This window comes from Pseudomonas sp. NFIX49 (genome assembly GCF_900115915.1).
Lineage (GTDB): Bacteria > Pseudomonadota > Gammaproteobacteria > Pseudomonadales > Pseudomonadaceae > Aquipseudomonas > Aquipseudomonas pharyngis.
On record NZ_FOYE01000007.1, the window covers coordinates 208,086 to 232,265 of the forward strand.

The window sequence follows — 24,180 nt, forward strand, 5'->3', positions numbered from 1 at the left end:
TCTCGGCGCCCTCGCACTTTCACCGTTTCGTCTAACCTGACGTTGCACCCGACGATGATTGCCCATCGACGGGTGCATCGACCTTGATGCCCACGAAACGGAGAATTCCATGCTCAAGCGAACCCTGGCACTGACCGCTGGTCTGGCCCTGTCCCTGTCCGCCGTGCTGGCGCAAGCCGCGGAGGTGTTGAAGGTCAGCGCGATTCCCGATGAAGCCCCGACCGAGCTGCTGCGCAAGTTCGAGCCGCTGGGCAAGTACCTGCAACAGCAATTGGGCATGGACGTGCAGTTCGTCCCCGTGGCGGATTACCCGGCGGTGGTTGAAGCGCTGGCTACTGACCGCCTCGATCTGGCGTGGCTCGGCGGTTTCACCTTCGTTCAGGCGCGGCTGAAAACCGGCAACGCCATTCCGCTGGTGCAACGTGAGCAAGACGCGCAGTTCACCAGCAAATTCATCACTGCCGACCCGAACGTCAAAAGCCTCGCCGACCTCAAGGGCAAGACCTTCGCCTTTGGCTCCGTGTCATCCACCTCCGGCAGCCTGATGCCGCGCTATTTCATGCTCAAGGACGGCATCAAACCGGAAAGCTATTTCAGCCGCGTCGGCTACTCCGGCGCCCACGACGCCACCGTCGCCTGGGTGCAGGCCGGCAAGGTCGACGCCGGTGTGCTAAACGCCAGCGTCTGGCAGAAACTGGTGGACGCCGGCAAGGTCGACACCAACAAGGTCAAGGTCTTCGCCACCACCCCGGCCTACTTCGATTACAACTGGACCGTGCGCGGCACCCTCGACCCGGCGCTGGCGGCGAAGATCAAAAAAGCCTTCCTCGACCTCGACCCGGCCAACCCCGAGCACAAGAAAATCCTCGACCTGCAAGCCGCCAGTCGCTTCATCGAAACCAGCCCGGACAATTACAAAGGCATCGAGGAAGCCGCCCGCGCCGCCGACTTGCTGAAATGACGCTGCGCCTCAAACAGGCTTTTCTGCACCACACCAATGGCGTGGAAGCCCTGCGCGGCTTGGATTTGCAGATCGAGGCCGGCGAGCAGGTGGCGATCATCGGCCCGTCCGGCGCCGGCAAATCCAGCCTGCTGAACCTGCTGGCGACCGCCATTCGGCCCAGCAGCGGCGACATCGAAGTGCTGGGCGAGCGCGCCTGGCATTTGTCCGCCCGCCAACGGCAACGCCTGCGTGCGCGCATCGGTCTGGTGCATCAGGCGCCACCGCTGCCGCCCCGGCAACGGGTGGTGACGGCGGTGCTGGCCGGCAAACTCGGGCAATGGTGCCTGGGCAAAAGCCTGATCAACCTGCTGCACCCGCTCGACGTGCCCGGCGCCCGCGCCGCCCTGGCAAAACTGGATCTGGCCGACAAACTCTTCAGCCAGTGCCAGCAACTGTCCGGCGGGCAATTGCAGCGGGTCGGCATTGCCCGCGTGCTGTATCAGGCGCCGGAGGTGTTGCTGGCGGATGAGCCGGTCTCGGCGATGGACCCGGTGCTGGCCGGGCACACGCTGTCGATCCTGTCGCGCCATGCCCGCGAGCACAACGTCACGCTGGTGGCGAGCCTGCACGCGGTGGAACTGGCGCTGGCGCACTTCCCGCGCATCGTCGGTCTGCGCGAGGGGCAGATCCTGTTCGACTGCCCGTCCGCGCAAGTCAGCCGCGACATGCTCGACACCCTCTACGCCAACGAACAACTGCAATCCCCGGCGCCCGCCGTTACCCCACTGATTGTGCAGATTCCGCGATGCTGAGCGCCGACACCCGCGACCCCGCCGCACTGCCACGGTTGCTGCTGACCGGACTGGCGATTGCCTTGCTCTGGCCCGGCATTCAGCTCAGCGAGCTGGATCTGGGCGTGCTATTTCATGCCGACAGCCAGAGCGAAATGGGCCGCTTCGTGTCGATGTTCTGGCCTCCGGCCCATGACCGCGAGTTTCTGCAATTACTGCTCAAAGCCACCCTGCAAACCCTGGCCATCGCCACCGCCGGCATGGCCCTGGCCCTGCTGTTGGCCGTGCCGGCCAGCCTGCTCGCCAGCCGCGCTTTGTCGCTGACCGCCGCCTCCCGCAGCGGCCGCCCGAGCCTGTTGGGCCGCCTGCTGCGATGGCCAGTGCGCGGATTGCTGATCTTCCTGCGCAGCGTGCCGGAAATCGTCTGGGCGCTGCTGTTCGTGCGCGCCGTCGGCCTCGGCCCGGCGGCGGGCGTGCTGGCCATCGCGATCACCTACAGCGGCATGCTCGGCAAGGTCTACGCCGAAATCTACGAATCCACCGACCAACGCCCGGCCCACGCCCTGCTCCAGGCCGGCAGCGGCCGCCTCTCCAGCTTCGCCTACGGCGTGCTGCCCAACGTCGCGGCGGAACTGCTCTCCTACACCGTCTACCGCTGGGAATGCGCCATCCGCGCCTCGGTGGTCATGGGCTTCGTCGGCGCCGGCGGCCTCGGCCAACAGATCGACCTCTCGATCCGCATGTTCGCCGGCGGCGAAGTCGCCAGCATGCTCCTCACCTTCCTCCTCCTCGTCCTCGGCGCCGACCAACTCAGCCGCCTACTGCGCTGGAGGCTGGCATGAAACGCCTGATCAACTCGGTGCTGATTCTCGCCATTGTTGCGGCCGTTATCGCCTCGTTTACCTACCTGGGCCTTGATCTTGAAGAACTCGGCAGCGCTACCAGCCTGAAACAGATGGGCTTGTATGTGGCACGTTTCCTCAGCCCCGACCTGAGCGGCGACTACCTGAGCGCCATCCTGCGCGGGTCGATGGAAACCCTTGCCATGTCGGCCCTCGGCACCCTCCTCGCCGCTGTGCTGGGCTTGTTATTGGCGCTCCCCGCCGCTGGCCGATTTGGCTGGTTTTTTCAGAGTGCCGCGCGCCTGGTGCTCAACGCACTGCGCGCCATACCCGAATTAGTGTGGGCTGCTTTGATGGTGCTGGCGGCTGGGCTTGGGCCGAATGCCGGGACACTGGCACTGGCCCTGCACACCACGGGCGTGTTGGGGCGGTTGTTTGCCGAGGCGCTGGAGAACACGCCGCCGGAACCGGCGGATGCGATTCGGTTGCAAGGGGGCAATCCGGTTTTGGCGTTCTGCTACGGCACGCTGCCGAACCTGGCGCCGCAGTTGCTGGCGTACTGTTTGTATCGGTGGGAGAACAATATCCGGATGGCCAGCGTGCTGGGGTTTGTCGGGGCTGGGGGGTTGGGACAGATGCTGTATGTGAGCTTGAGTTTGTTTCAGGAGGCGCAGGCGGGGACGGTGATTTTGGCTATGCTGATTTTAGTGTGGGGGGTGGATTGGTTGAGTGGTTGGGGTCGGGGGCGGTGGGTTAAGGCCTAAATATTTCCATTTCCCTTTGAACTGCCCCTACGTAACAAAAGAGGTTTTGCCTATTGAAAATGAAGCAATTGGTGACGAAAAAATCCAAAAAACCATACGAATAAAAAATCATCAAAAGTACCCATGCACTTTTATCATATGCCGCTTCAAATCTTGCTCCTTCACTTTCTTCTTACACTTCAAACAGACAACCAAATCCTTCTTTGCCAGAACCTTCATCTTTCTATTAACCCACTTATCAGTACCAAACACGTACGATGGCTCATCCAGTGGCCATATGCGACCAAAAGCAGGCTCATATACACACAACTTGCCCAAGAGAAAACCCGCATTATTTTTTATTCTCAAATTGATAGACTTCGACCTCCCCGTCTCAATTGTTATATTGGTATAAGTTTTTAACCCATCAACATTGCAAGCTTTGACGACACCTATAATCTCATCACCAACAGGACTGAACTGACCTTCACCAATGGAGAACAGAGCGTTCTGCACGCTTGCATCAGGCTCGAAACATGCATGCTTAAACCATGGAGGTCCTAGTGGAGGATCAATCCAGACTGAACCACCATTGTGCCGAATGAAGTAAACTTCCCCTTTACATACTGGACAGCTCGTACAAAAGCAATTGCTTTCTGAACTAATCGTATAACCTGAATAGTCAAAAACCTTCGAATTACCTGGATGGATACATCCGCCCTGTGAATGTATCGGTATGCATCTACCGTTTACATATCGAAAGTCTATTGAATTACCACATCGACTACATATACTCATATTTTTCGACTATAGAATTAATTAGAATAACAAAACAAATCCACATTCCAGAACCTTGCACCTTTACTTGATAAAAATTTAGCAATCTACCAAGCACTTATACTTATTTACAACTCTGCAACCCTCCAATTTTTTGAGATTTCAAGCCACATAACTATAAAATTATTGAATCCTCAACTGCACCGAAATATAAGCAGAGGGGCTGATTTATCTTGCTTCGAATAGAAAATTCGCCCCTCTTTCTTTTATTTTCGGGTTCTCTTCAGGCTCGGGAATATCTGAAAACGCCTTTAACATTTTCGGCAAGATACCCCCCAACTGAATCGGCACCTATCAAACCAATGAAGATACTTTTCGGCACATCAAAATACTGATAGAGCGTGCCATTCTTAAACTCTACCTCTAAAGTCTCACTTTCTTCATCATAGCCCACTGATTCTACGTTCGAAGATGACACAGAAACTCGTTCCATAACTTTCCCCTATGGTTTTACTTTTTCAATTCTTGGATTTTGAGCACGCCACGTCTCTACCAATTCTTCATAGTTAGGACTATCCTCCATCTTTATCCCCCAGCCACCCGGAGCAAGCGATTCATCCATTGGCAACTCGTCGTATACAACAGGATCTTGACTATCAGGTCTTCGATTCTTTGGAGGTGCTTGAATAGACGTTCTCATAGGAAGCTTTACCGCTTCACCTAAAATGATAGCTTCTCCGGTCCTCAAAATTGGAAGCATGCTAGTTAATCCATCTAAATTATCAGACAGCGCCGAGGTGATGTGCGCGCGATCTGTTGAATTGGCTAGCCGGAGGGCAAAAAAAGTTCCACATTGAGAAAGAACTGTAGGATCAATTTCTGATGGACGTTGGCTCACTATCATTGCCCCAATGCCATACTTTCGCCCTTCCTTTACAATTCGCTGTACAATTTTTGAAGCCATACCCTTGGCGCTATCATTTAGATATATATGAGCCTCTTCCATAACAATTAACAATGGTCGATGCCTGCCACCCTGAGATAAGTTTCTCGCCCAGAAAAGAGCTTCATATAATATCCTAAGCACGGCACCTATAGTAGTTTGCAAAATATCTGGAGGAACACCAGACAAATCCAAAATTGAAACAGCCTTTCCACCAATCCAACTTTCAAGAAGCTTATCCAAGTCGCTCGTCACACGACCATCCTCCTCAGGCATCCAATCACCCGGGCGAAATATAAAATCATACCTAGGGATTCGAAGTTTTGTGCCAAGCAGCAAAACGTTTTTACCGATATTCAGCGAACTCGGCAGATAATTTATTTTTTCCTCGCCAGCCTCGTTAACAACATTTTTGAATATTGGTGGAATACCTATTGAAGGATTCCCCTTTAATTCGTTCCCTTTAGCATCAAGCTCGTAGGCGAGATTATCCATCGGTTTACCTGGGCGCCCTTTGTAGTACGTTGCAAATGTTTCGACAAAAAGCTCATACCAAAGATGATGAATACTAAAAGGTATGGGGGAATCCACACTTATTGAGTCCAAAGAAGCACCAGCCTTAGGGTGCTTCGCAACCGAATCCACCTTCAACTTATGGACTCTCTCCATAACAATATTTTTTTCTTTTTCGTTGCTAAACTCACCAAAACTTATCTCGCAGAGCTCGTCAAAATTCAATGCCCAAAATGGAATTTGCAGTTCGTTCTCTTTAGTTTTAGATGACTTGATTGAGCTTATCTTAAAAATGTCAGCCTTATCACTTAGAGCTGACCCATATTCTCCATGCAAATCGAGCATAATAATTCGGGCGGACGGATATTTTGAATTATCGGACAAGGCATTCATAATGCTTGCTATAGTTGTTGATTTTCCTGACCCCGTAGTACCCACGACAGCAGAATGCCGGGTAATAAGCTTATTTATATCTATAAGAGCAGGAATTGACTCTGCATTTGAAACATGTCCGAGCTTTACAAAATAAGGCTTTTCAGGCCGACCATAAATTGCCTTTAGTTCCTTTTCCGAAACTAAATGAACTTCATCTCCAATAGTAGGATATTGCGACAAACCTCTTTGGAATGACCCGTTGCGCTGCCCCTCTCCGACAAGTTGAATTCTCATCCAACGATTACTTTGAGCGTCGCTATTCGTCTTGCTCTCCGGAACAGCACTAGCGCCAACCTGGCTAACAATTCCGAACAAATCGGAAAACCCTATAGGTATCCTCACAAAGCTTCCGATTTGCCCAACTCTATATCCTTGACCATCTATGTATATAAAACCTGTAAGAGACTGTTTGGATAAGGAAATACTAACCGCCGTCCCATTCACATCTTGAACGTCACCCAGATATGTTTCCTTACTAGCCATTAACTGCCTCCTTGAGCCGAACCAATTATTCTTTTGAGGAAGCTTGTAAATACAGAAAAATCACCCAACTTGACAGAGCTTACTGTTCGACCTGATTCATCACCAGATGTAGAAGACGTAACAAACGCTTTTATATCAACATCAGAATCATCACTTTCGGGAAACAAAGCCCACCGACCTATGTTAGTGCCTATGATCGCTTTATTGAAGGTCCAGACATTTAGATTATGCTGATTTTTTGCTAGGCGATACGCTTCTGGATATCGTTCTTTCTGCTCCGTGGCAGAAAGCGACTCCTCAAAATCCCCATACATCAGAGCAAGGACCATCGCAGTAGGATTAGCTTTTAGAGCATTTACTATGGCGTCATTTAAATGACCGTCATTAAATGAATAGCCAGACATAATTAGCAATGACGATTTTTTCCGAATAAAACGATTTAGCTGATCAATTAGCGCAAGATAGGGCATCTTCCGACTTTCTTCATACTTCAAATGCGAAGGATATATCAAGTGAGATGCGTCCTCTTTAATCTCCGAAGATCGATAGACCTTTTTTTGATTAGCCGCATCCACTTTATACCAATTAATTGACCCGTGAATCTTCCAAAGTCTAGTCCAGTGAATTGGTATTAGATTATCCTCCAACGCCCTCAAATCAAAAAAAGATCTCCGGGCACCCACGAATCCGTCAAAATACTCAATCTCCAGATCTTCCAGAGACTGCTCCATCAACAAATCGTAATTCGTGGTAAAAATCTCGACGGGAGTTTTTCTGTCAATGGAGCGAATCCACTTACACAATTGATGATATGGCGTATCTTGATTTGGAAGTAACACATCAATTTTTTTAACAATAATTTTGCAAACTTTCCTCTCTAATTCTAATAACGCCTCCTCGCTCAAGCCTCTGACATCTCCGCCCTTTGACACAGCCGAAAGGCTTCTTAAAAAGCTTAAAATATCCTCTATATTTTCGGAGTTCCTTTCTGCCTTAACCAATTCAGCCAAGAGAACTTGATAATGAGCGTCACCAGTAAGATGGTCATTAATAAATCTTGTAAGATTCGCCACATCAGGAATTAATGGCCATTCATCAGTCGGCATACTAACTGATAGAGGACAGCCTGCTGATAGAAAGAAGCCAATGGACTCATTATCTTGCGACAAGGATTGACGAAGATATTTTAAGTGTCTAACAGGATCATGAACTCCTTCCATTCAACCATTACCTCTCTGAAATAAATACTTCAATTATTCCCAAATCAGAGGGGCTTAACATGGCATCCCGCCTGATGTTTCCCTGCGTGCGGTGACTGAACCCTGCAGGTTAGCTTGCGTTGATACTAGCGCTTTTATAGCGAAATGCCATGTCAGTGACATGTATGAACGGGGAACGGTTTTTGAGCCCTTCAGCAGCAGCGTGTCAGTCGCAACAACACGAGAAAATAGGGGACGGAGAAAATAGGGGACGAATTTATTTTCACAAGATGAGCCCCTTCTCTTGGCCAATGAAGGCACTGTGATAGCATGCTTGCGCCTCCCCCCGGAGAGGGGGAATTTTTTCTACATCCCGCAAGGAATATGCCCTCGTGAAAGACTTCGTCATCAGCGTCAACAACACCGTCCTGTATCTCTCCCTGGCATTCATCTGGCTGGTCGCTATCGTCGCGATTTTCACCAGTGGGTTCTTGCCGGCGCTGGGTATCTTCGTGGCAGGCACCCTTTGCTGGTGCATCATTTCCGGCTTCTGGTTCGTCCAGTCGGCGACCTACGAAGAACTGCGCAAGCTGAACGCCAGCAAAAACTGAAACATCAGGGTGGGGTCGTAAGTGCCCCGCCCTACCCTGAACGCTTGGTTCCGTGCCAAGCGTTCTCGCCCACCGCGAATGGCTCGCAAAAATCCCGCATTTTCCGAAATCCTGAAATTCCCGCCTTCCCTTTCTGCCAATAAAGCCCAGTACTATCTTTCAAGAAATATCCCCGTCTCTTGTCCTCATCCACTGAGTGGCGAACTCAAGGAGTTTTGGTTTTGGGACATCTTCTGACTGAGCCGCAACTGACCGACGTCAGAGCTGCACTCTCCTGGCCTTTCAACGATTTCCCGACCGATTACGACTACATCGCGCGTGAGGTCGAAGGTGTCGATCCGGACGTGCTGTACAAAATCCTGTATTCCGAAGTGGCGCCCGTGTGTTTCACCAATCTTGCAGCTGTCTTGCCCACTATCTGGACAGGCTTCGATCCTGACTCGCTCAGAGCCTCAATAGAAGAAAGGCTCGCTGCGAGAAAACGTAACTGGTTTCGCAGGCAGTTTGATAAGGCGTTGGTTCGCTGGCTTCAATACAACTACGGCTACATCTGGAAGGAGATTTCCTCCAGGCTTTGAGCGCTTAAACAAGCCCGTTTAAAGCAACCCGCCGTAACTTCCCCAAGGCTACAACGCCTTGCGTCATTGCCTACGACTACGCCAGAATCCGCCGGCTTGTGTGTCTACAGCGCGGGTTTTATCGTTTCCGGGTCACTGAAAAACAGTGATCGGGTTTGGTAGCCCGAGACAAACACAAGATGCAGAGCTCACCATCGCGGCGGTCAATCGCCCCGGTTTTATGGTGGCCATGCACAGGGCGTCTTCGGACGCGCCGGTCTCCTTGTGTCCCGGTCTACCAACCTGCGTATGGCCACCACCCAACGTTTGGTAGCGTGTGGGTGATGGCTCCTGATGACGACACAAGGAGATACATCATGATCAAACCAACACCCAACCCACCCGAAACCGACCCCACCTCCCCCTACGAATCCCCCAACTCCAAAAAACTCCACGACGCCGCCGAGCGTGCGCTGGATCACTACCTCTTCCCCGCCGCCGGGATCATGTCGTCCTTGAACGAGCCCGAGCGGATGTACCTGGCCAATCCGAAATTCAACACTGAATGCCTGCTGGCCAACGCCAGCGAAAACCTGGGGGCGGCCAGTGAGATGCTCAGCAATTTCGCGGCTACGCTTGATCCGTCGCATCGCAAGACGGCGATCGGTATTACGCAGATCGTGATGATCGCCGAGCTGGCGGTGAATCAGGCGCTGGATCACGTCGAGGTCGCGTAACCAGGCGATGGCTGTAGGAGCCGTTCGCGGCGGCTTCTATAGCGCGATTCGTTGAGTCTCCCGCTGCTGCAGGAAAAAGCGCGGCTCAAGAGGTTATGGAATGCATAACAGCCCGGGCCGACACCCTCGTCAACGACGAAGGCGTCGGCCCGGGCTGTTTGCGTTTCAGTAAATCGAACCACGGGGCGTTGATCCAATTACTGCATCGAATGCACATATGAACTGCAGCCACCCCGACTAGTGCTCCCCACGCCGACCTTTAGACTCTTCCCCACGATCAACGTAAGGGAGCGTTCAACATGATCACCACCGCCGCCATCCATCAAACCGGTGAGCCTCAAGTCATTCAGCTGGAGCAATCCACCGCGCAAACACCCGGCCCCGGCGAGGTCTGGCTTGAGCAGTTCGCCATTGGCGTCAACCCGCTCGATTTGAGCCAACGTTCCGGTGCCGCGCCGTTGGCGTTGCCCTCCGGATTGGGGCTTGAAGGCGCCGGGCGGGTCGTGGCGGTGGGGGCCGATGTGACGAACGTGGCCGTCGGCGACCGCGTCGCTTATGCCACGGGCCCTGTCGGCGCCTATGCCAGCTCCCGCCTCTACCCGGCCAATCGGCTGGTGAAAATCCCCGACAGCCTGAGTTTCGAGGACGCGGCGGCGGTGCTGTTGAAGGGCGTTACCGCGCAGTATTTGCTCAAGTCCACTTACCCGGTCGGGCCGGGTTCGACGGTGCTGATCTACGGCGCGGCCGGTGCGCTGGGGCAGATCATGGTGCCGTGGGCGAAGCATTTGGGGGCGTTTGTTATTGGCGTTGTGTCCAGCGCCGAGAGTGTCGAGCGGGCCCGGTTGGCGGGTTGTGATGAGGTGTTGGTGTTCGATGCGGCGACGCTGGCCGACGCGGTGGCCGACCTCACCCAGGGCAAGAAAGTGGATGTGGTGTACGACCCGATTGGTCGGGTGTCTTTCGAGGCGTCGTTGAATCGCCTGCGCCCGCGCGGGTTGCTGGTGTCGTTCGGCATGGCGTCGGGGGCGCCGGCGCCGGTCGAGATCAGCACCTTGAATGCCAAGGGTTCGCTGTTCCTGACCCGACCGTCCCTCGCCGCCCACACCGCCACGCCGGAGGAATACCAGCAGCGCGCAAAGGACGTGTTGCAAGCGATTGACGCCGGTATCATCCGGCCCAATGTCGGGCGTCGTTATCCGCTGGCGGACGCCGCCCGGGCCCATGCCGATCTGCACCGGGGCGGTTTGCCGGGGGCGGTTGTGCTGGTGCCTTGAGTCTTTTTTCGGGTCATCCACGAGGGTTGTCGTTGCATGGATCTGTTCGATAGCCGTCAGGCCGATGAAGTCGCCACCCTGCTGGCCCTGGCCGAGCACGGCTCGTTTGCGGCGGCAGGCCGGACGTTGCAGCGCCATCCCTCGGTGCTGTCGAAACGGCTCAGCGCGCTGGAGTCGCGGCTGGGGGTGCGGCTGATCGAGCGCACCACCCGGCAATTGCGTTTCACCGATGAGGGGCAACGGCTGGTGGCGCGGTTCGGGCATGCGGTCAGCCTGATCGCCGAAGCGGAACAGGATGCGCGCGAAGGCGCCGCCGAAGTTCGCGGGCGTTTGCGCATCGCCCTGCCGGCCGCCATGGGTCGGCTGTGGCTGGGCGATATCGTTTCGGCGTTTGCCTTGGCCCATCCGAACGTCGCGCTGGAGGTGGAATATGCCGAGCGCTTTGTCGATATCGTCGCCGAGGGTTTCGACGCGGCGATCCGCATCGGCGAGCTGGCGGACAATCGGCTGGTGGCGAAGAAACTCTGCGATCACCGCCGAATCCTGTGTGCCGCGCCCTCCTACCTTCAACAGCACGGCGAGCCGAAAACGCCGGCGGATCTTGCCGATCATCATTGCCTGGGGTTTACCGGGTTGCATTCATATCCCGAGTGGCGGCTGACCCGAGGCGACGAGAAATACACTCTGAAAATCCGCAGCCGACTGGTCAGCAACGACAACGAAGCGCAGCTGTGTGCCGCGCGCATGGGCGTGGGGATTTTGGCCGGCGGCGACTGGCTGATGACCAAAGACCTGCGCGAGGGGCGTCTGGTGCGGGTGCTGCCCGAGTGGCAACTGGATGCGGACACGGGGGTTTATCTGGTGCGGCCTTCGGCGCGGTTCAACACGGCGACGACTACGGCGTTCAAGGACTGGATCGAGGGGGCGTTTGCTGAAGGTGCGCCTTGGGTGACGCTTGCCCGCTGATTTGCAAACCGTGATGGGAAATCGTGTCGGCCCTTTTTGCCCATTCCTGATGGGAATGCCCCCATAAAAAACATGAATTTTATTTAAAGCGCTCAATCTTTTAGCGTGGCCATTCTGCATATGGAGATGACGCTATGAATGACTCAAGCCTGCGCCTTTACGTCGATGCTCAATTCACCAGTCCCTACGCAATGTCGTGCTTTGTGGCCCTTCGAGAAAAGGGAATCGAATTCGAAATAAGCACCTTGGATCTGGACAAACTGGAGAATCAAGCCAGCGATTACGCCCGTCTTTCGCTGACTCAGAGAGTCCCCACCCTCGTGCATGGCGACTTTGCGTTGTCGGAGTCATCGGCGATCACCGAATACCTGGAAGATGTGTTCCCCCAGACACCTGTTTACCCCCAGAACCCACAAAAACGCGCTGCGGCGAGACAAGTTCAAGCGTGGCTACGCAGTGATCTGCTCCCGATCCGACAGGAGCGCTCTACCCTTGTCGTGTTCTATGGACAGAAATACGGACCGTTGTCAGCGTCGGCTGAGGCTGCCAGGCAAAAGTTGGTTGAGGTCGCTCAATGGCTGCTGACCGACAATCCGGATTACCTTTTTGGTGAATGGTCGATCGCCGACGTTGATCTCGCCTTGATGCTGAACCGATTGATACTCAACGGGGACACGGTGCCGGCTCAACTGGAGGATTACGCTCAACGCCAATGGCAGCGCCCGACGGTACAAGAGTGGATTAAGCTGGAACGACCTCGAATTTAGCGGTACTAAAAATGGGGACAGATTTACTTTTCAGAAAATAAATCCGTCCCCTTTTCTCTTGCGTCCCCTTTTCTGTCCCCTTTTCTCGCCACGCTCAGTTCGGGAAGGATTTCTCACTCAGCCCGCGCACCGACGCGGAAATCACCGCCCGCGCCGAGGGGATGGCGGACATGTTCAGCGCTTACATGATTGCGCTGAACGCCAGATGAAGTTCGCTTTGCACAACCATAGCTTGCCAATACCGAAATTCTGGTCTGCACAGGATTGATATTTAAATACCAATGCACGCCCCCCCACATTCTGATCAGTTTGTTACAACAAGGCTTTCTTTCACTTGGATATAACTATTAATCATAAGTATAAAATATTTTCCTCAGCCATTTACCCCACCATTCATTTGACAAGGAGAATACTGTCTAATACTGTTCATCCGCTTTGTACGATATCGGCATGCAGTCATGGCTGGAAACTCTACACAGGGATCGCATTGCCTTTTGCCAAGTCGCAAGCATATTAATACATGCGCAACCAACGACAAATTGGAGAGATAGAATGGAATCTCAGAAATGCGAAGTGGTCATTAGTGGAGAGCGTGAAATTGACAAGCCTGTTGTTGCATTAACCAACTGCGAGGTTGTCTTTTCCAGCAAGGATGAACTTGACCGGTGTATCATCGCCGTCAAAGAATCTGATAAAAAGCTGGCTGCACGCCCGCTGGAATCGGTTCTTTATGACTGGCAAATGATGACTGTCGTCAAAGGACTGACTATGTTTTTCGGAGTGAGGTGGTATGACCGCGAATACTTCGACAAAAACCGAGACATCTACAAGAACCAGATGCATGGACACTTGTTTTCGAAATTTGGCGTTAGTGCGGAAAGTTTTAACGTCAAGCACTTCGTAGCAGGTTAGCCTGACGCATGAGATCTGCAAGATGGATAACCCTTGCAGATCTCGTGCAATTAAAGGACATATGGCTTGAGCATATTTAGAAAGTATCTTTGCCTTGAAGCTTTAATATGGATATATCTCGGCTGTTGGAATGCAACCGTGCCCCTTATTATCGTTCAGCGTGGAAACTTGTTGGAGCTGGCAACCTATGAAACGGGGCTGGCCCTTGCCGCCGTCATTTCCATACTGTTTTTGGCGTCCCGCGTCGAAGTCATGCGACGCAGCACCGCTCTAAGAGCGGGTTGTATCGCCATTGCGTTGACCGGCATCCTGCGCTACGTGTCTGTTTCCGCTTCGTATTCGATAGAGGCTCTGCTGATAATTGACATCCTTGCGGTCGCGGCTTTCGGCGTCGTTCAATCTCTTTTCGGTGTTTATCCAGCTGAAACCGTAGAAAAAGTTCGAATAGAACATGCCTTTCGCATCCGGCGCATCATCGTAACCATAAGTCGCGTTATTGGCCCGCTCCTGGCGGGCGTTGTCATTGGATTGTCTTCCCCACAAGCCTCACTTCTCTTTGCAGCCATTGTGGGTGTGTTCGCAATGGGGTTAGCGTTCGTATTGCCGCACAGCGTCAAATCCGACTCGACACAGATAAAATCGCCGGCACAACGAGTTCGGGAAATGTTTTTGGGAATTAGACTTAAATTAATTCTTCCACCTGAAAGATTCCTGACTGTTGCTGGTTTCATGTTGAGCCTGGCTGTTACTGCCACAGTACCCATGCTGGTTCCAATTCAAATTCACACCCATAATCTCGCTGAAAGCAGTGTCGGCCTGTTCAACGCCATATTTGCGGGAGGCGCAATCGGTGGCCTGTTATTTTTGAGCCCGCTTGTTGCCAGAAGACACAACCAGCGAAACAAATATATTGGACTCTGGACTTTATTAACCGCCTCCCTCGTCACAGCGGCTCTCTCTGTCGAAGTCTGGCAACTGGCTCCATGCCTCTTTATTGCAGGAGCTTCCAGTGCCTCGCTTTCACTGATTGGGATGGATAAGAGAACTGTCTCGGTGCCGTCTGGAGTTCGTATCAGATTAATGGCCGCCACACTTATTGTCGGCCAACTCGCAAATTCGGCCTCTTATATGATGATGGGAACAACGATGATGCAGTTCGGCACCCATGGTTTGCTATTGGTTTACTGCGCAATTTTCCTGTTTGTCTTGTTTCATGCAGCACTTTCGAAGTCCATCTGGTTTTTCCTTGAAGATGCGGCAGACTCCGAACTTTTTTATAAAAATAACCATCCCGGACTGGAGTCGATCATGGTTTCGGTTGCAAAGTGATGGATGCCGGATACCCGCTGCCGCCAATAAACCCGGATTGATTCCGCAGAACACCACGTAAAGGTCTTCGGTCAGGATGTCTTCAAGCCGCATATGCCCCTATCTCCCCAAACCGAACTTTGCCCAAGGCCCACATTCGATCCAGTTGGCAACTGGTCCGTGGATCGGCCTCGAAACTGTAACTGTTCATCCTGCAGACCTTGAGCGAAATTAAGGCCACTCCCCGCCCGAAATGAAGTGAGCACACGCCGTGGATCTGACCTTCACCACCCTCCTCGTCACCTTCGCCGGCGTGTTCCTGATCTGCTTCATGAAGGGCGCGTTTGGTGGCGGCTTTGCGATTGTCGGAATTCCGCTGTTGTCGCTGGTGATGGACCCGATCACGGCTGGCGGGCTGCTGGCGCCATTGTTCGTCGCCATGGATCTGTTCAGCCTGCGCTACTGGAAGCCTTCCACCTGGTCAAAACCCGACCTGAAGTTGTTGGTACCAGGTTTGATCGTCGGCATCGGCGCCGGCTATTTGCTTTTCCGGGTACTGGACCACCGCGCCATCGCCATCGTCATGGCGGCGATCACGCTGTTGTTTGTCGGTTTGTGGTTCAAAGCGGGCGGAGAAGTCCGAGTGCGGCCGCGCTCCTCACCCAAAGCCGTGGCTGCCGGCATTACTTCGGGTATCACGACGATGGTGGCGCATTCCGGCGGGCCGCCACTGGCGATCTATCTGCTGCCGCTGGGGCTGAGCAAGCAGATGTATGCCGGAACGACCAGCCTGTTTTTCACCGTGGGCAATCTTCTCAAGGCAGTGCCATGGCTGCTGCTGGCCAAACCTACCGGCAACGTGCTGACACTGATGCTCGTCAGCTTGCTCGCTGTACCCTGCGGCGTCTGGCTGGGCTGGCGGCTGCACGCCAGACTGGACCAGCGTCAGATGTACCGCGCCTGTTATGGCTTGCTGGTGGTCACGGCGTTGAAGTTGTTGTGGGATGGAGTCGGGGGATACATGGCCTGAACGAAGTTCAGGCCGGGCCGGGGTTATTTGAACGCAGGCACGGCAACCGATTGATCCGAATGCTGGACGGATGAAATAGGCTTCATACCATTGCGAATCGACAACCTGGAGGTTGATTTGAAAACAGAGAGTGCAAGGCGTGTGATTGTCATCGGTGCCGGCATCGTGGGTGCGTCCGTCGCTTATCACCTGGCTTGCAAAGGTGCGCAGGTCACTGTGATCGAGGCCGGTGAGGTCGCGAGTGGCGTGACCGGGCGCTCGTTTGCGTGGATCAACACGTCGCACAGTGGGCCCGATCCCATTGCGCAACTGCGCGCTGCGGCAATCCAGGAGTATCACCGGCTCGAAGCGGAACTGCCGGACGTGAAGATTCATTGGACGGGCGCCCTGAGTTATCCGCCCGGCACAGACCTGGAAGCGTCAGCCAACCTGCTCACTCAAGCACAAATTCTCGACCTTGAGCCGAACCTCAAAAATCCCCCTCGACAAGCCTTTTACAATCCACAGGAAGGCGCATTGGACGCCGTGCAAGCCACCCATGCGTTGATCGCCGGTGCTCAGGCTCTTGGAGCGATGGTACTGGTGCATACCCAAGTGCAGGGTTTTACCCTCCGCGATGCAACGGTGACTGGCGTCGAAACCGCAACCGGTGCCATCGAAGCTGACGTGGTCGTATTGGCCGCAGGAACGGCCATCAGGCAACTGACTGAAACTCTGAACCTATCCCTTCCGATCGAGGCCTCGCCCGCTGTTTTCATCCGCTACAGGATGCAACCCGATCGGGTGAATACCCTGATCTCCAGTCCTGAGATGGAAGTCAGACAGGATTCGCAAGGGATCTTGCTGGCGGCGGAAGACTATCTGGACAACTCCCTGGAGAACCGCCCGCAAGCCATAGCGCAACGAACCGCGGCGGCCATCCGCAACGAGTTGGCGGGTATCATTTCCATTGAGCCAGAATTGGCGTGTATCGGGCTCAGGCCCATGCCTGCGGACGGCGTGCCCATCATCGGTTATCTGCCCGGGATCGGCGCAATGTACGTTTGTACGATGCACCCTGGCGTCACACTCGCGGCAGTCGCAGGCCGCCTGGTCAGTGACGAGCTGATCGACGATCAGATTTCACCTGCCCTGGCGCCATGCCGGCCTGACCGTTTTTTCAAGACGTAAGAACAAGCCCGCGGTGGCCGGGCCGAGCACTCCCATTGACCGCATCAATAACAACCATTAATTCAATGAAGTTCTCATATCAAATCGAAAGCGTAGGATCTGCTCCATACCAACCCACTGCACACGGAGTACAGAACCATGAAACGCCAGACAATCCTCGGCATCGCCTTTTCGCTCTTCGCCCTGAATGCTTTTGCGGCGACTGAAACCGATCCACTGTTCAGCGATGCTGTTGCCGCTGCGACTCAAACCGACCCACTGTTCAGCGATGCTGTTGCCGCTGCGACTCAAACCGACCCACTGTTCAGCGATGCCGTAGCTGCGACCGAAACTGATCCGCTGTTCAGTGACGCCGTTGCCGCGACTGAAACCGATCCGCTGTTCAGTGATGCAGTTGCCGAAGGTGGTTCTGACCGTCTGATCGAAAGTCGTAACGCCTGAATGCTGGGTTTTACCGCAGTACCCGACGAAAGCCCGGCCTTATCCGCCGGGCTTTTTCATATGGGGACAGATCTATTTTTCAATCAAAGGCGCCATTCAGCACTTCATAAATCAGCCCTGTAGCCAGCGCGACCAGGATCAGATCGGTGCCGACCTGCTGCCATTCATAGCCGTCGTAGTGCGGCAGTCTGCCGACCAGTCGACCATCGAGTTTCTTAGCTATCCCGGGCGGCAGCGGTTTGCCCCGCGCCAGGTTCTTCTGAATGCCGGGCGGCAACGCCGGGCCCGGGGTCCAGTAGCCGCGATAGCCGTCCACAATCCCGATCACCCCGCCGCGATCGATACTCGGGCCGTGCCCCTGATAACCGCCCCCGCCTTTTTTCCCCTGATTGCCATGATCCTGGCTGTTATGCGGGTTACCTTTGCCCTGCCCCTTTCCGTTGCCAGGATCGGCCAGCGCTGACACCGAAGTGCTCAACAGCGCAATACAGGTCGTGGTCGCAATCAACGTGCGTAAACCGGACATGGGTCGTTCCTTGAATGAATAGGTGTGTTTGGATTCTAGTCAGTTTTTTTTACAGGCATGGAGAGATGGCCCTGTCATCGCGGTCACGCGGCGACGCATCTGGAAACCGTGAGCCTCAGAAACATACGAATGGACACGACTGAGCGTTCGTTCCGGCTGACTTTGCGTTCGGGATCGTGAAATCATTCATTTGACTTGCTTGCCTAAGGCAACTATATAGTTGCCTAAAGCAAACATATGAGCATCACGCCATGTCCACGATCACCGACCGCGCCGACATCGTCCGGCAGTTCAACCGTTTCTACACCCATCAGATCGGCGTGTTGCAGGAACACTTGCTGCAAAGCGACTACTCGCTGACCGAGCTGCGCATCCTCTACGAACTTGCGTCCCAGGGCGATCTGACCAGCACCGACCTGCGCCAGATGCTGGGCCTCGACGCAGGCTACATGAGTCGCCTCATCAGCGGTTTCGACAAAAGAGGCCTGATCCAGAAAGTCCCCTCCGCCACCGACGCCCGCGCCAGTCAACTGCACATCACCGACCTCGGCCGCGAAATCCTCGCGCCGCTGGAGCAAGCCTCGCGGCAAGAAGTCATCACCCTGCTCGAACGCCTGTCCGAACCGCAGCAACTGCAACTGATCGCATCGATGAAGCAGATCCAGACGCTGCTCGAGGGTGGTCAGCCAACGACCTATCTGCTGCGCGATCCGCAGCCCGGTGACATGGGTCTGGTGGTGCATCAGCAAACCGCGATCTACAGCCGTGAATACGGCTGGAATTCAGAGTTCGAAGCGCTGGTGGCAGAGGTCGTCGCCAAATACCTGCGCGAATTCGACCCAACCGGCGAGCGCTGCTGGATCGCGGAGAAGGACGGCAAGGTGGTGGGTTCGGTGTTCGTCATCCGCCACGACGAAACCACCGCGAAACTGCGCATGCTCTACGTGGATGCCAGTGCGCGGGGATTGGGGATCGGCAATCGGCTGATCGAGGAATGCCTGCGTTTTGCCCGGGATGTCGGCTACAAAAAGATGATTCTGTGGACCACCAGCAATCTGGTGGATGCCCGCCGGTTATACCAGCGGGCAGGATTTGAGCTTGTCGAGGAAGAGCCGATTCACAGCTTTGGCAAGGATTTGGTCAGTCAGACGTGGGCGATTGCTTTGTGAGGTCTATGCCCAGTCTTTATAGCCAGGCGGAACGGGGCACAAACCACGTGTGATTGCGCCCGGAACGGCTCAGTGCGGACTGGCGGTCGGACGAACCACGATCTCACTCACATCGACATCGTCGGGCTGTTCGATGGCATAGGCGAGCGCTCGCGCAATGGCGTCTGCATTGAGCGCCACACGGCGGAAGGCTTTCATTTCCTCGCGGGCCACCTCATCGGAAATCGTATCCGCCAATTCGGACTCGACCACACCCGGGCACACCACGGTGACGCGGATCTTGTCCGTTTCCTGACGCAGACCATCCGAGATAGCCCTGACTGCGAATTTGGTCGCGCAGTACACCGCAGCGGTCGGAGAAACCGCGAGGCCACCAATCGACGAGATATTGATGACCTGACCGAAACCCTGCGCCTGCATGTCCGGCAGGACGGCGGCAATACCGTGCAGTACGCCGCGAACGTTGACATCGAGCATCTGGTTCCATTCGTTGACCTTCAACGAGGCCAGCGGAGACAACGGCATCACGCCCGCGTTGTTGATGATCACGTCGACCTTGCCATGTTGCGTCTTGGCGAACGCCACGAAGGCGTGCATCGATTGCAGATCCGTAACGTCCAGTGCGCAGGCACTTGCCGAGCCACCTTCGGCGCGGATCTCGCTGACCAGTTTGTCCAGACGCTCGGTACGGCGGGCACCGAGGACCACATGCGCGCCTTTGGCGGCGATCAGCCTGGCGGCCGCTTCGCCGATACCACTGCTTGCACCGGTAATCAGGACGACTTTGTTTTGAATGTTCGACATATCCGTAGCTCCTGCTGTCTGCTTTGAGGTTCAGCACCGACCGCTGAAGACGCGTTCGTTGCTGCGGGGTACGTCGAAAAGATTAAGGGCACGGGCCTCGTCGACGCGTGCCGAAACCTGCGCCACTTTTGCCTATTCGTGTCTGTGTGCATCGCTTGCAAATTTGTGATGAAGCGCCGCTCAGGCCCCACGGAACTCGCTGGGCGTTACGCCCACTTCACGTCGAAAGACCTGCGAGAAGTGGCTGGGGCTCGAGTAGCCGACCTCCAGCCCGACGTCAATGATGCTAAGGCGGGTTTCCAGTAGCAGGTGCCGTGCACGAACCATGCGCAAGCGGATGAAGTACTGCGATGGCGAAAGCCCCGTCGCCCGCTTGAACAGGCGGCTGAAGTGGTATTCGCTCAGCTCGGCAAGGCTTGCCAATGTTGCCAGGCTGAATTCAGCGCTCAGATGCGCGCGCATGGCGTCCGTGACTTTGCGCAACTTGTAGGCTTGCAAGGCGTTGACCCGACGCCCGGGCTGGCTTTCAGCAAGATAGCTGCGCACCAGATGCACGGCCAGCGCCTGCGCCAGAGAGCGGGCGAAAAGCGCGCTGGGCGAGCGTTCCAGGAGCAGTTCCGTGCGCAACTGCTCCATGACAAACGCGACGCGCCCGTCCCGTGCCCCTGAAACATCGCGCAAACGCACAGGCCCGGCGTGCTGGCCCGACAGCTCTCGAGACGCTTGCTCGATCAAGGGCAGCCCCAGATAAAGATGCATGACTTCGAAGGTATCGCCTCCGTGCGTCTGCCAGCGCATTTCATACGGCTCATCGGAACTGGTGAGGAAAAAATCGCCGGCACTGACCTCGGCAGCTTCCCACTCGCCCCCCAATGCGCGCTCCTCTACCGTCGCCGCCCCGGCCAGAACCAGAACGAGCAGCGGTTCCACCACTGCAGGCACGAGAATCGGCTCAGTAACGCTGCGATGGGTAAACAGCTGAATCACCACGTCCGTGATTTCCGGACGCGAGGGTAACGCCTGGGGTTCACCTGGCAGGAACTCACCCATCGACTCGCCGTTGATGCGCAAGTCTCGAGAGGATGTCGACAACGCGTCCTGGGAGGTACGCCCGGTATTTGCCATGAACTCGTCCTTTTCAGATTCGGCTGTGCGAAGCCAGACAGGTCTCCGATGCTTGCCCGCACGCCGCGTCAGCAGACCGGCTCGATGATATCGGGCTTTTGCCGTGGGTTGAATCGAGCACCGAACCTCCCTCACTGACATTCAGCGCAAAACCCCGACAGCGTGGGCAATCTCACGAAAGCCGACTTTGCCTCGCTGCGAGACAGTAGGCCCGTCGCCGATGACAGCGCCTCGCCGGCGCCAACACGGCTTATCCCTACTCGATCAAAAACGCTGGAGAACATCATGACCGACTTCAAGAACAGCACCCCAAACGAAGTAGCCGGTAAAGTCGCACTGGTCACTGGCGCGGCCAGTGGCATCGGCAAGGCCATCGCACTACTGCTGCATGCCCGCGGCGCCCAGGTCATTGCTGAAGATATAAACCCTGAGGTGGAAGCACTGGCCCGCCCCGGCCTGATCCCCCTGGTGGCCGACATCACTCAGGACGGGGCAGCCGAACGCGCGGTCGCCCTGGCCGTCGAGCAATTCGGACGGCTGGACATTCTGGTCAACAACGCCGGCATCATCATCAACAAACTGGTCATCGACATGACCCGCGAAGACTGGGAACGCATTCAGGCGGTCAACGCCACGGCGGCCTTTTTGCATAGCCGGGAGGCGGTCAAAGCGATGATGCCCAACAAGTCCGGATCGATCGTCAACATCGCGTCCTACGCCTCCTATTTCGCCTTCCCCACCATTGCCGCCTACACCGCCTCCAAGGGCGCGCTGGCCCAACTGACGCGCACCCTGGCGCTTGAAGTCATTGGCCATGGCATCCGCGTCAATGCTGTCGGTGTCGGCGATGTGGTGACCAATATCCTCAACAATGTGGTCGACGATGGCCCTGCCTTTCTCGCCCAACATGGCGAAGCGGCGCCGATCGGCCGCGCCGCCCAACCGGAAGAAATCGCCGAAGTGGTCGCGTTCATCGCCTCGGATCGGGCCAGCTTCATGGTCGGTTCGGTGGTCATGGCCGACGGCGGCATGACGGTCACGGCCGGCTGAGCCGCAGCACAAACGCGCCGCAGGACATGCCCGACCAACCCGAGAGGATCAGGCAAATCTGCGGCAGTTTCGTCCTAACACCGCTGCGCTCGGCTACGTAATCTGAAACCACGCAACGGATGCACACACAGGCCACGGCAGGCCGCTCAGATGAACAACGTCAATGAGGACTGAACAATGAAAAATGCAAAACGGCTTTCCCTTTCACTGGTGATCGGCGCGATGGTGGCCTGCGCAATCAACCTTTCCTCGACCAGCCTGTACCTGGCCGCTGACGGTGCTGATCGAACTCCCGGCATGCGCGTGAGTGAAGGTGGCAGTGATCGCACTCCGGGGTTCCGCGTTGCCGCAGATGGTTCGGACCGCACCCCCGGCATGCGCGTCACTGAAGGCGGCAGTGATCGCACTCCAGGGTTCCGCGTTGCCGCTGATGGTTCGGACCGCACGCCCGGCATGCGCGTAACTGAAGGTGGCAGTGATCGCACTCCGGGTTTTCGCGTTGCCGAAAACGGCTCTGATTGCACGGCTTTGGGCCGTATCGGCTCAGTCTGAACATCCGAGGAGAGAAGTGATGAAAGATGCCAAAAAAACCACTCACGACCATCGTTACGCAGGCATGTGGGTCACCGCGGATGGATTCATCCGTCATGAGCTTCTGACGACTGGTCGTTACGACGAGGCCCGTGGTAAAAACAAGAGCGCCTATCAGGGCCGCTACGAACTGGTCGGTGATTACATCCAGTACTGGGACGACACCGGCTTCACCGCTGATGGCCACTTTCATGACGACGTGCTGTATCACGCCGGAATGATCCTCTATCGGCAATGAGTACTTTGATGATGTCGGGTGAATATCGTCTGCCTGAAAAGCTTCAGGCAGACGCTCATGAACACTTGTGAGAGCCTTGAAATGGAACAGAGCGATGCTTTCATCCTTCAAAACACAGCCGTCTACCGTGACGAACTGGTTCGCCTGCTGACGCAACGCTTTACCACACCCGGGATCTATGAGACCGCCATAGCTCCCCTGCATGTCATCCGTTTCGATTCACCTTCGGAGCTGATCCATACCGTGCACAAACCGGCACTTTGCCTGATCGTGCAAGGGCAAAAGGAAATCGGCCTGAGTGACGACCACTACCTGTACGACCCCCTCAGCTACCTGGTGGTTTCGGTCACCCTTCCGGTGTCCGGTCGCGTGCTGATGGCCAGCCCGGAGGCGCCCTATCTGTGTATCCGGTTTGATTTCGAGCCCACGGAAATCGCTCAGATCATCGCCGATGCTCCGCCGGCAGGCGTCCCGGACGAGCCGGAGCTTGGTCTTTTCCTCGAGAAAGTCGATGTGCCCCTGCTGGAAACAATGCTGCGGCTGGTCCGGCTGCTGGAAACACCGAAAGACATCGGCATGCTGGCACCGCTCGCCCTTCGCGAGTTGTATTACCGCCTCCTGCGGGGTGTGCATGGCCGTCGTCTGTATGAGCTTGCCCTCGGCGACTCGCAAACACGGCGAGTAACACGGGCAATCGACTGGTTGAACAACCACTACACCCAACCCTTGCGCATCGAAGAACTCGCCCGGGTCGCCAACTTGGGCAACTCCACATTGCATCATCGCTTCAAGGCGGTGACGGCCATGAGCCCGCTGCAGTATCAGAAACAACTGCGCCTGCAGGAAGCCCGCCGCCTGTTGCTCGGCGAAGGGCTGGATGTGGCGAGCGCCTGTTATCGAGTGGGCTACGAAAGCCCGTCGCAATTCAGTCGGGAATACAGTCGCCAGTTCGGGTGCCCGCCCTCCAGAGATGCCAGCCGGGTTCGGCATCCTGCGTGATGGCCTGGCCGGAGCCGGTTCAGGGCAGCAGAGCGCCGGGGAAAGATCCAATACGAAGGTTATTGAAGGAGCCATCGGAGGTTGTTTAAGGGTTTCGGCCTTCGCTGTTTAAAGACACTCAGCGTTACTTCCTCAAGGCTACAACGCCTTGCGTCATTGCCTACGACTACGCCAGAATCCGCCGGCTTGTGCGTCTGGGACGCGGGTTTTATCGTTTCCGGGTCACTGAAAAACAG

General features: G+C 55.6%; 27 protein-coding genes. 20 read left to right on the forward strand and 7 right to left on the reverse strand.

Going from position 1 to position 24,180, the window contains the following annotated elements:
* The first annotated feature begins 109 nt into the window (after window positions 1-109).
* From BMZ46_RS21055 to phnE, 4 genes are read left to right on the forward strand one after another with little or no spacing between them, the layout of a single operon-like run.
* A complete protein-coding gene (locus tag BMZ46_RS21055; RefSeq protein ID WP_007955223.1) occupies window positions 110-961 on the forward strand; it encodes a putative selenate ABC transporter substrate-binding protein in 852 nt (283 codons plus the stop codon).
* Window positions 958-1,755: a phosphonate ABC transporter ATP-binding protein gene (locus BMZ46_RS21060; protein ID WP_074690844.1), complete on the forward strand. Its 798-nt coding sequence runs from the start codon at window positions 958-960 to the stop codon at window positions 1,753-1,755. Before BMZ46_RS21055 ends, BMZ46_RS21060 begins: the two co-directional genes overlap by 4 nt.
* Complete coding sequence (locus BMZ46_RS21065) at window positions 1,749-2,576, forward strand: PhnE/PtxC family ABC transporter permease (RefSeq protein ID WP_074690843.1); 828 nt, start codon at window positions 1,749-1,751, stop codon at window positions 2,574-2,576. The genes BMZ46_RS21060 and BMZ46_RS21065 overlap by 7 nt, the downstream gene beginning before the upstream one ends.
* On the forward strand, window positions 2,573-3,340 hold the full coding sequence (gene phnE / locus BMZ46_RS21070) for a phosphonate ABC transporter, permease protein PhnE (RefSeq protein WP_074690842.1): 768 nt from the start codon (window positions 2,573-2,575) through the stop codon (window positions 3,338-3,340). Before BMZ46_RS21065 ends, phnE begins: the two co-directional genes overlap by 4 nt.
* A 111-nt stretch (window positions 3,341-3,451) precedes the next feature.
* Here phnE and BMZ46_RS29460 read toward each other — a convergent pair whose 3' ends face one another.
* The 4 genes from BMZ46_RS29460 to BMZ46_RS21090 all read right to left on the reverse strand — a co-directional run bounded on the left by BMZ46_RS29460 (window position 3,452) and on the right by BMZ46_RS21090 (window position 7,690).
* A complete protein-coding gene (locus BMZ46_RS29460; RefSeq protein WP_217634497.1) occupies window positions 3,452-3,835 on the reverse strand; it encodes a hypothetical protein in 384 nt (127 codons plus the stop codon).
* 544 nt (window positions 3,836-4,379) lie between these two features.
* A complete protein-coding gene (locus BMZ46_RS21080; RefSeq protein WP_074690840.1) occupies window positions 4,380-4,589 on the reverse strand; it encodes a KTSC domain-containing protein in 210 nt (69 codons plus the stop codon).
* Window positions 4,590-4,598: 9 nt separating this feature from the next.
* Window positions 4,599-6,470, reverse strand: coding sequence for an ATP-binding protein (locus tag BMZ46_RS21085; RefSeq protein ID WP_074690839.1), 1,872 nt, complete (start codon window positions 6,468-6,470; stop codon window positions 4,599-4,601).
* Window positions 6,470-7,690 carry an SIR2 family protein gene (locus BMZ46_RS21090; RefSeq protein ID WP_074690838.1) on the reverse strand — a complete coding sequence of 407 codons (1,221 nt, stop codon included), beginning with the start codon at window positions 7,688-7,690 and terminating at the stop codon, window positions 6,470-6,472. Before BMZ46_RS21090 ends, BMZ46_RS21085 begins: the two co-directional genes overlap by 1 nt.
* Before the next feature lie 371 nt (window positions 7,691-8,061).
* Here BMZ46_RS21090 and BMZ46_RS21095 point away from each other — a divergent pair, with 371 nt between their 5' ends.
* The 11 genes from BMZ46_RS21095 to BMZ46_RS21150 all read left to right on the forward strand — a co-directional run bounded on the left by BMZ46_RS21095 (window position 8,062) and on the right by BMZ46_RS21150 (window position 17,442).
* Complete coding sequence (locus BMZ46_RS21095) at window positions 8,062-8,280, forward strand: hypothetical protein (RefSeq protein ID WP_011333849.1); 219 nt, start codon at window positions 8,062-8,064, stop codon at window positions 8,278-8,280.
* 221 nt (window positions 8,281-8,501) lie between these two features.
* The gene (locus BMZ46_RS21100; RefSeq protein WP_064381890.1) at window positions 8,502-8,858 is read left to right on the forward strand and encodes a DUF7079 family protein; all 357 of its coding nucleotides are present in this window, start codon (window positions 8,502-8,504) and stop codon (window positions 8,856-8,858) included.
* Between the two features lie 356 nt (window positions 8,859-9,214).
* The gene (locus BMZ46_RS21105) at window positions 9,215-9,574 is read left to right on the forward strand and encodes a DUF6124 family protein (RefSeq protein ID WP_039773181.1); all 360 of its coding nucleotides are present in this window, start codon (window positions 9,215-9,217) and stop codon (window positions 9,572-9,574) included.
* A gap of 299 nt (window positions 9,575-9,873) precedes the next feature.
* Window positions 9,874-10,848 carry a quinone oxidoreductase family protein gene (locus tag BMZ46_RS21110; RefSeq protein ID WP_074690837.1) on the forward strand — a complete coding sequence of 325 codons (975 nt, stop codon included), beginning with the start codon at window positions 9,874-9,876 and terminating at the stop codon, window positions 10,846-10,848.
* Between the two features lie 36 nt (window positions 10,849-10,884).
* A complete protein-coding gene (locus BMZ46_RS21115) occupies window positions 10,885-11,814 on the forward strand; it encodes a LysR family transcriptional regulator (RefSeq protein ID WP_074690836.1) in 930 nt (309 codons plus the stop codon).
* A gap of 134 nt (window positions 11,815-11,948) precedes the next feature.
* Entirely contained in the window at window positions 11,949-12,581 is a 633-nt protein-coding gene (gene yfcF, locus BMZ46_RS21120; protein ID WP_074690835.1) for a glutathione transferase, read from the forward strand.
* 552 nt (window positions 12,582-13,133) lie between these two features.
* The gene (locus tag BMZ46_RS21130; RefSeq protein ID WP_039773174.1) at window positions 13,134-13,493 is read left to right on the forward strand and encodes a hypothetical protein; all 360 of its coding nucleotides are present in this window, start codon (window positions 13,134-13,136) and stop codon (window positions 13,491-13,493) included.
* A gap of 138 nt (window positions 13,494-13,631) precedes the next feature.
* Window positions 13,632-14,822, forward strand: a complete 1,191-nt coding sequence (locus BMZ46_RS21135) for an MFS transporter (protein WP_239065548.1) — start codon at window positions 13,632-13,634, stop codon at window positions 14,820-14,822.
* Window positions 14,823-15,072: 250 nt separating this feature from the next.
* A complete protein-coding gene (locus tag BMZ46_RS21140) occupies window positions 15,073-15,831 on the forward strand; it encodes a sulfite exporter TauE/SafE family protein (RefSeq protein WP_074690833.1) in 759 nt (252 codons plus the stop codon).
* A gap of 117 nt (window positions 15,832-15,948) precedes the next feature.
* Entirely contained in the window at window positions 15,949-17,001 is a 1,053-nt protein-coding gene (locus tag BMZ46_RS21145) for an NAD(P)/FAD-dependent oxidoreductase (protein WP_074690832.1), read from the forward strand.
* A gap of 138 nt (window positions 17,002-17,139) precedes the next feature.
* Entirely contained in the window at window positions 17,140-17,442 is a 303-nt protein-coding gene (locus tag BMZ46_RS21150) for a hypothetical protein (protein ID WP_074690831.1), read from the forward strand.
* 79 nt (window positions 17,443-17,521) lie between these two features.
* On the opposite strand, the gene BMZ46_RS21155 is transcribed toward BMZ46_RS21150, so the two are convergent.
* A complete protein-coding gene (locus tag BMZ46_RS21155) occupies window positions 17,522-17,968 on the reverse strand; it encodes an anti-virulence regulator CigR family protein (RefSeq protein ID WP_011333836.1) in 447 nt (148 codons plus the stop codon).
* Between the two features lie 251 nt (window positions 17,969-18,219).
* Between BMZ46_RS21155 and BMZ46_RS21160 the strand changes: the two genes are divergently transcribed.
* Window positions 18,220-19,137 carry a bifunctional helix-turn-helix transcriptional regulator/GNAT family N-acetyltransferase gene (locus BMZ46_RS21160; protein WP_074690830.1) on the forward strand — a complete coding sequence of 306 codons (918 nt, stop codon included), beginning with the start codon at window positions 18,220-18,222 and terminating at the stop codon, window positions 19,135-19,137.
* A gap of 69 nt (window positions 19,138-19,206) precedes the next feature.
* Here the strand turns inward: BMZ46_RS21160 and BMZ46_RS21165 are convergent, their stop codons facing one another.
* Both BMZ46_RS21165 and BMZ46_RS21170 read right to left on the reverse strand, forming a co-directional pair.
* Window positions 19,207-19,941: an SDR family oxidoreductase gene (locus tag BMZ46_RS21165; protein WP_074690829.1), complete on the reverse strand. Its 735-nt coding sequence runs from the start codon at window positions 19,939-19,941 to the stop codon at window positions 19,207-19,209.
* Window positions 19,942-20,121: 180 nt separating this feature from the next.
* Window positions 20,122-21,066 (reverse strand): helix-turn-helix domain-containing protein, encoded by a 945-nt coding sequence (locus tag BMZ46_RS21170; RefSeq protein ID WP_074690828.1) that lies wholly within the window; start codon window positions 21,064-21,066, stop codon window positions 20,122-20,124.
* Window positions 21,067-21,351: 285 nt separating this feature from the next.
* Here BMZ46_RS21170 and BMZ46_RS21175 point away from each other — a divergent pair, with 285 nt between their 5' ends.
* The 4 genes from BMZ46_RS21175 to BMZ46_RS21190 all read left to right on the forward strand — a co-directional run bounded on the left by BMZ46_RS21175 (window position 21,352) and on the right by BMZ46_RS21190 (window position 23,944).
* Complete coding sequence (locus BMZ46_RS21175) at window positions 21,352-22,116, forward strand: SDR family NAD(P)-dependent oxidoreductase (RefSeq protein WP_039773162.1); 765 nt, start codon at window positions 21,352-21,354, stop codon at window positions 22,114-22,116.
* A gap of 177 nt (window positions 22,117-22,293) precedes the next feature.
* Window positions 22,294-22,668, forward strand: a complete 375-nt coding sequence (locus BMZ46_RS21180; RefSeq protein ID WP_074690827.1) for a hypothetical protein — start codon at window positions 22,294-22,296, stop codon at window positions 22,666-22,668.
* A gap of 19 nt (window positions 22,669-22,687) precedes the next feature.
* The gene (locus tag BMZ46_RS21185) at window positions 22,688-22,945 is read left to right on the forward strand and encodes an Atu4866 domain-containing protein (RefSeq protein ID WP_074690826.1); all 258 of its coding nucleotides are present in this window, start codon (window positions 22,688-22,690) and stop codon (window positions 22,943-22,945) included.
* 81 nt (window positions 22,946-23,026) lie between these two features.
* The gene (locus BMZ46_RS21190) at window positions 23,027-23,944 is read left to right on the forward strand and encodes an AraC family transcriptional regulator (protein ID WP_074690825.1); all 918 of its coding nucleotides are present in this window, start codon (window positions 23,027-23,029) and stop codon (window positions 23,942-23,944) included.
* Window positions 23,945-24,180 lie beyond the last annotated feature (236 nt).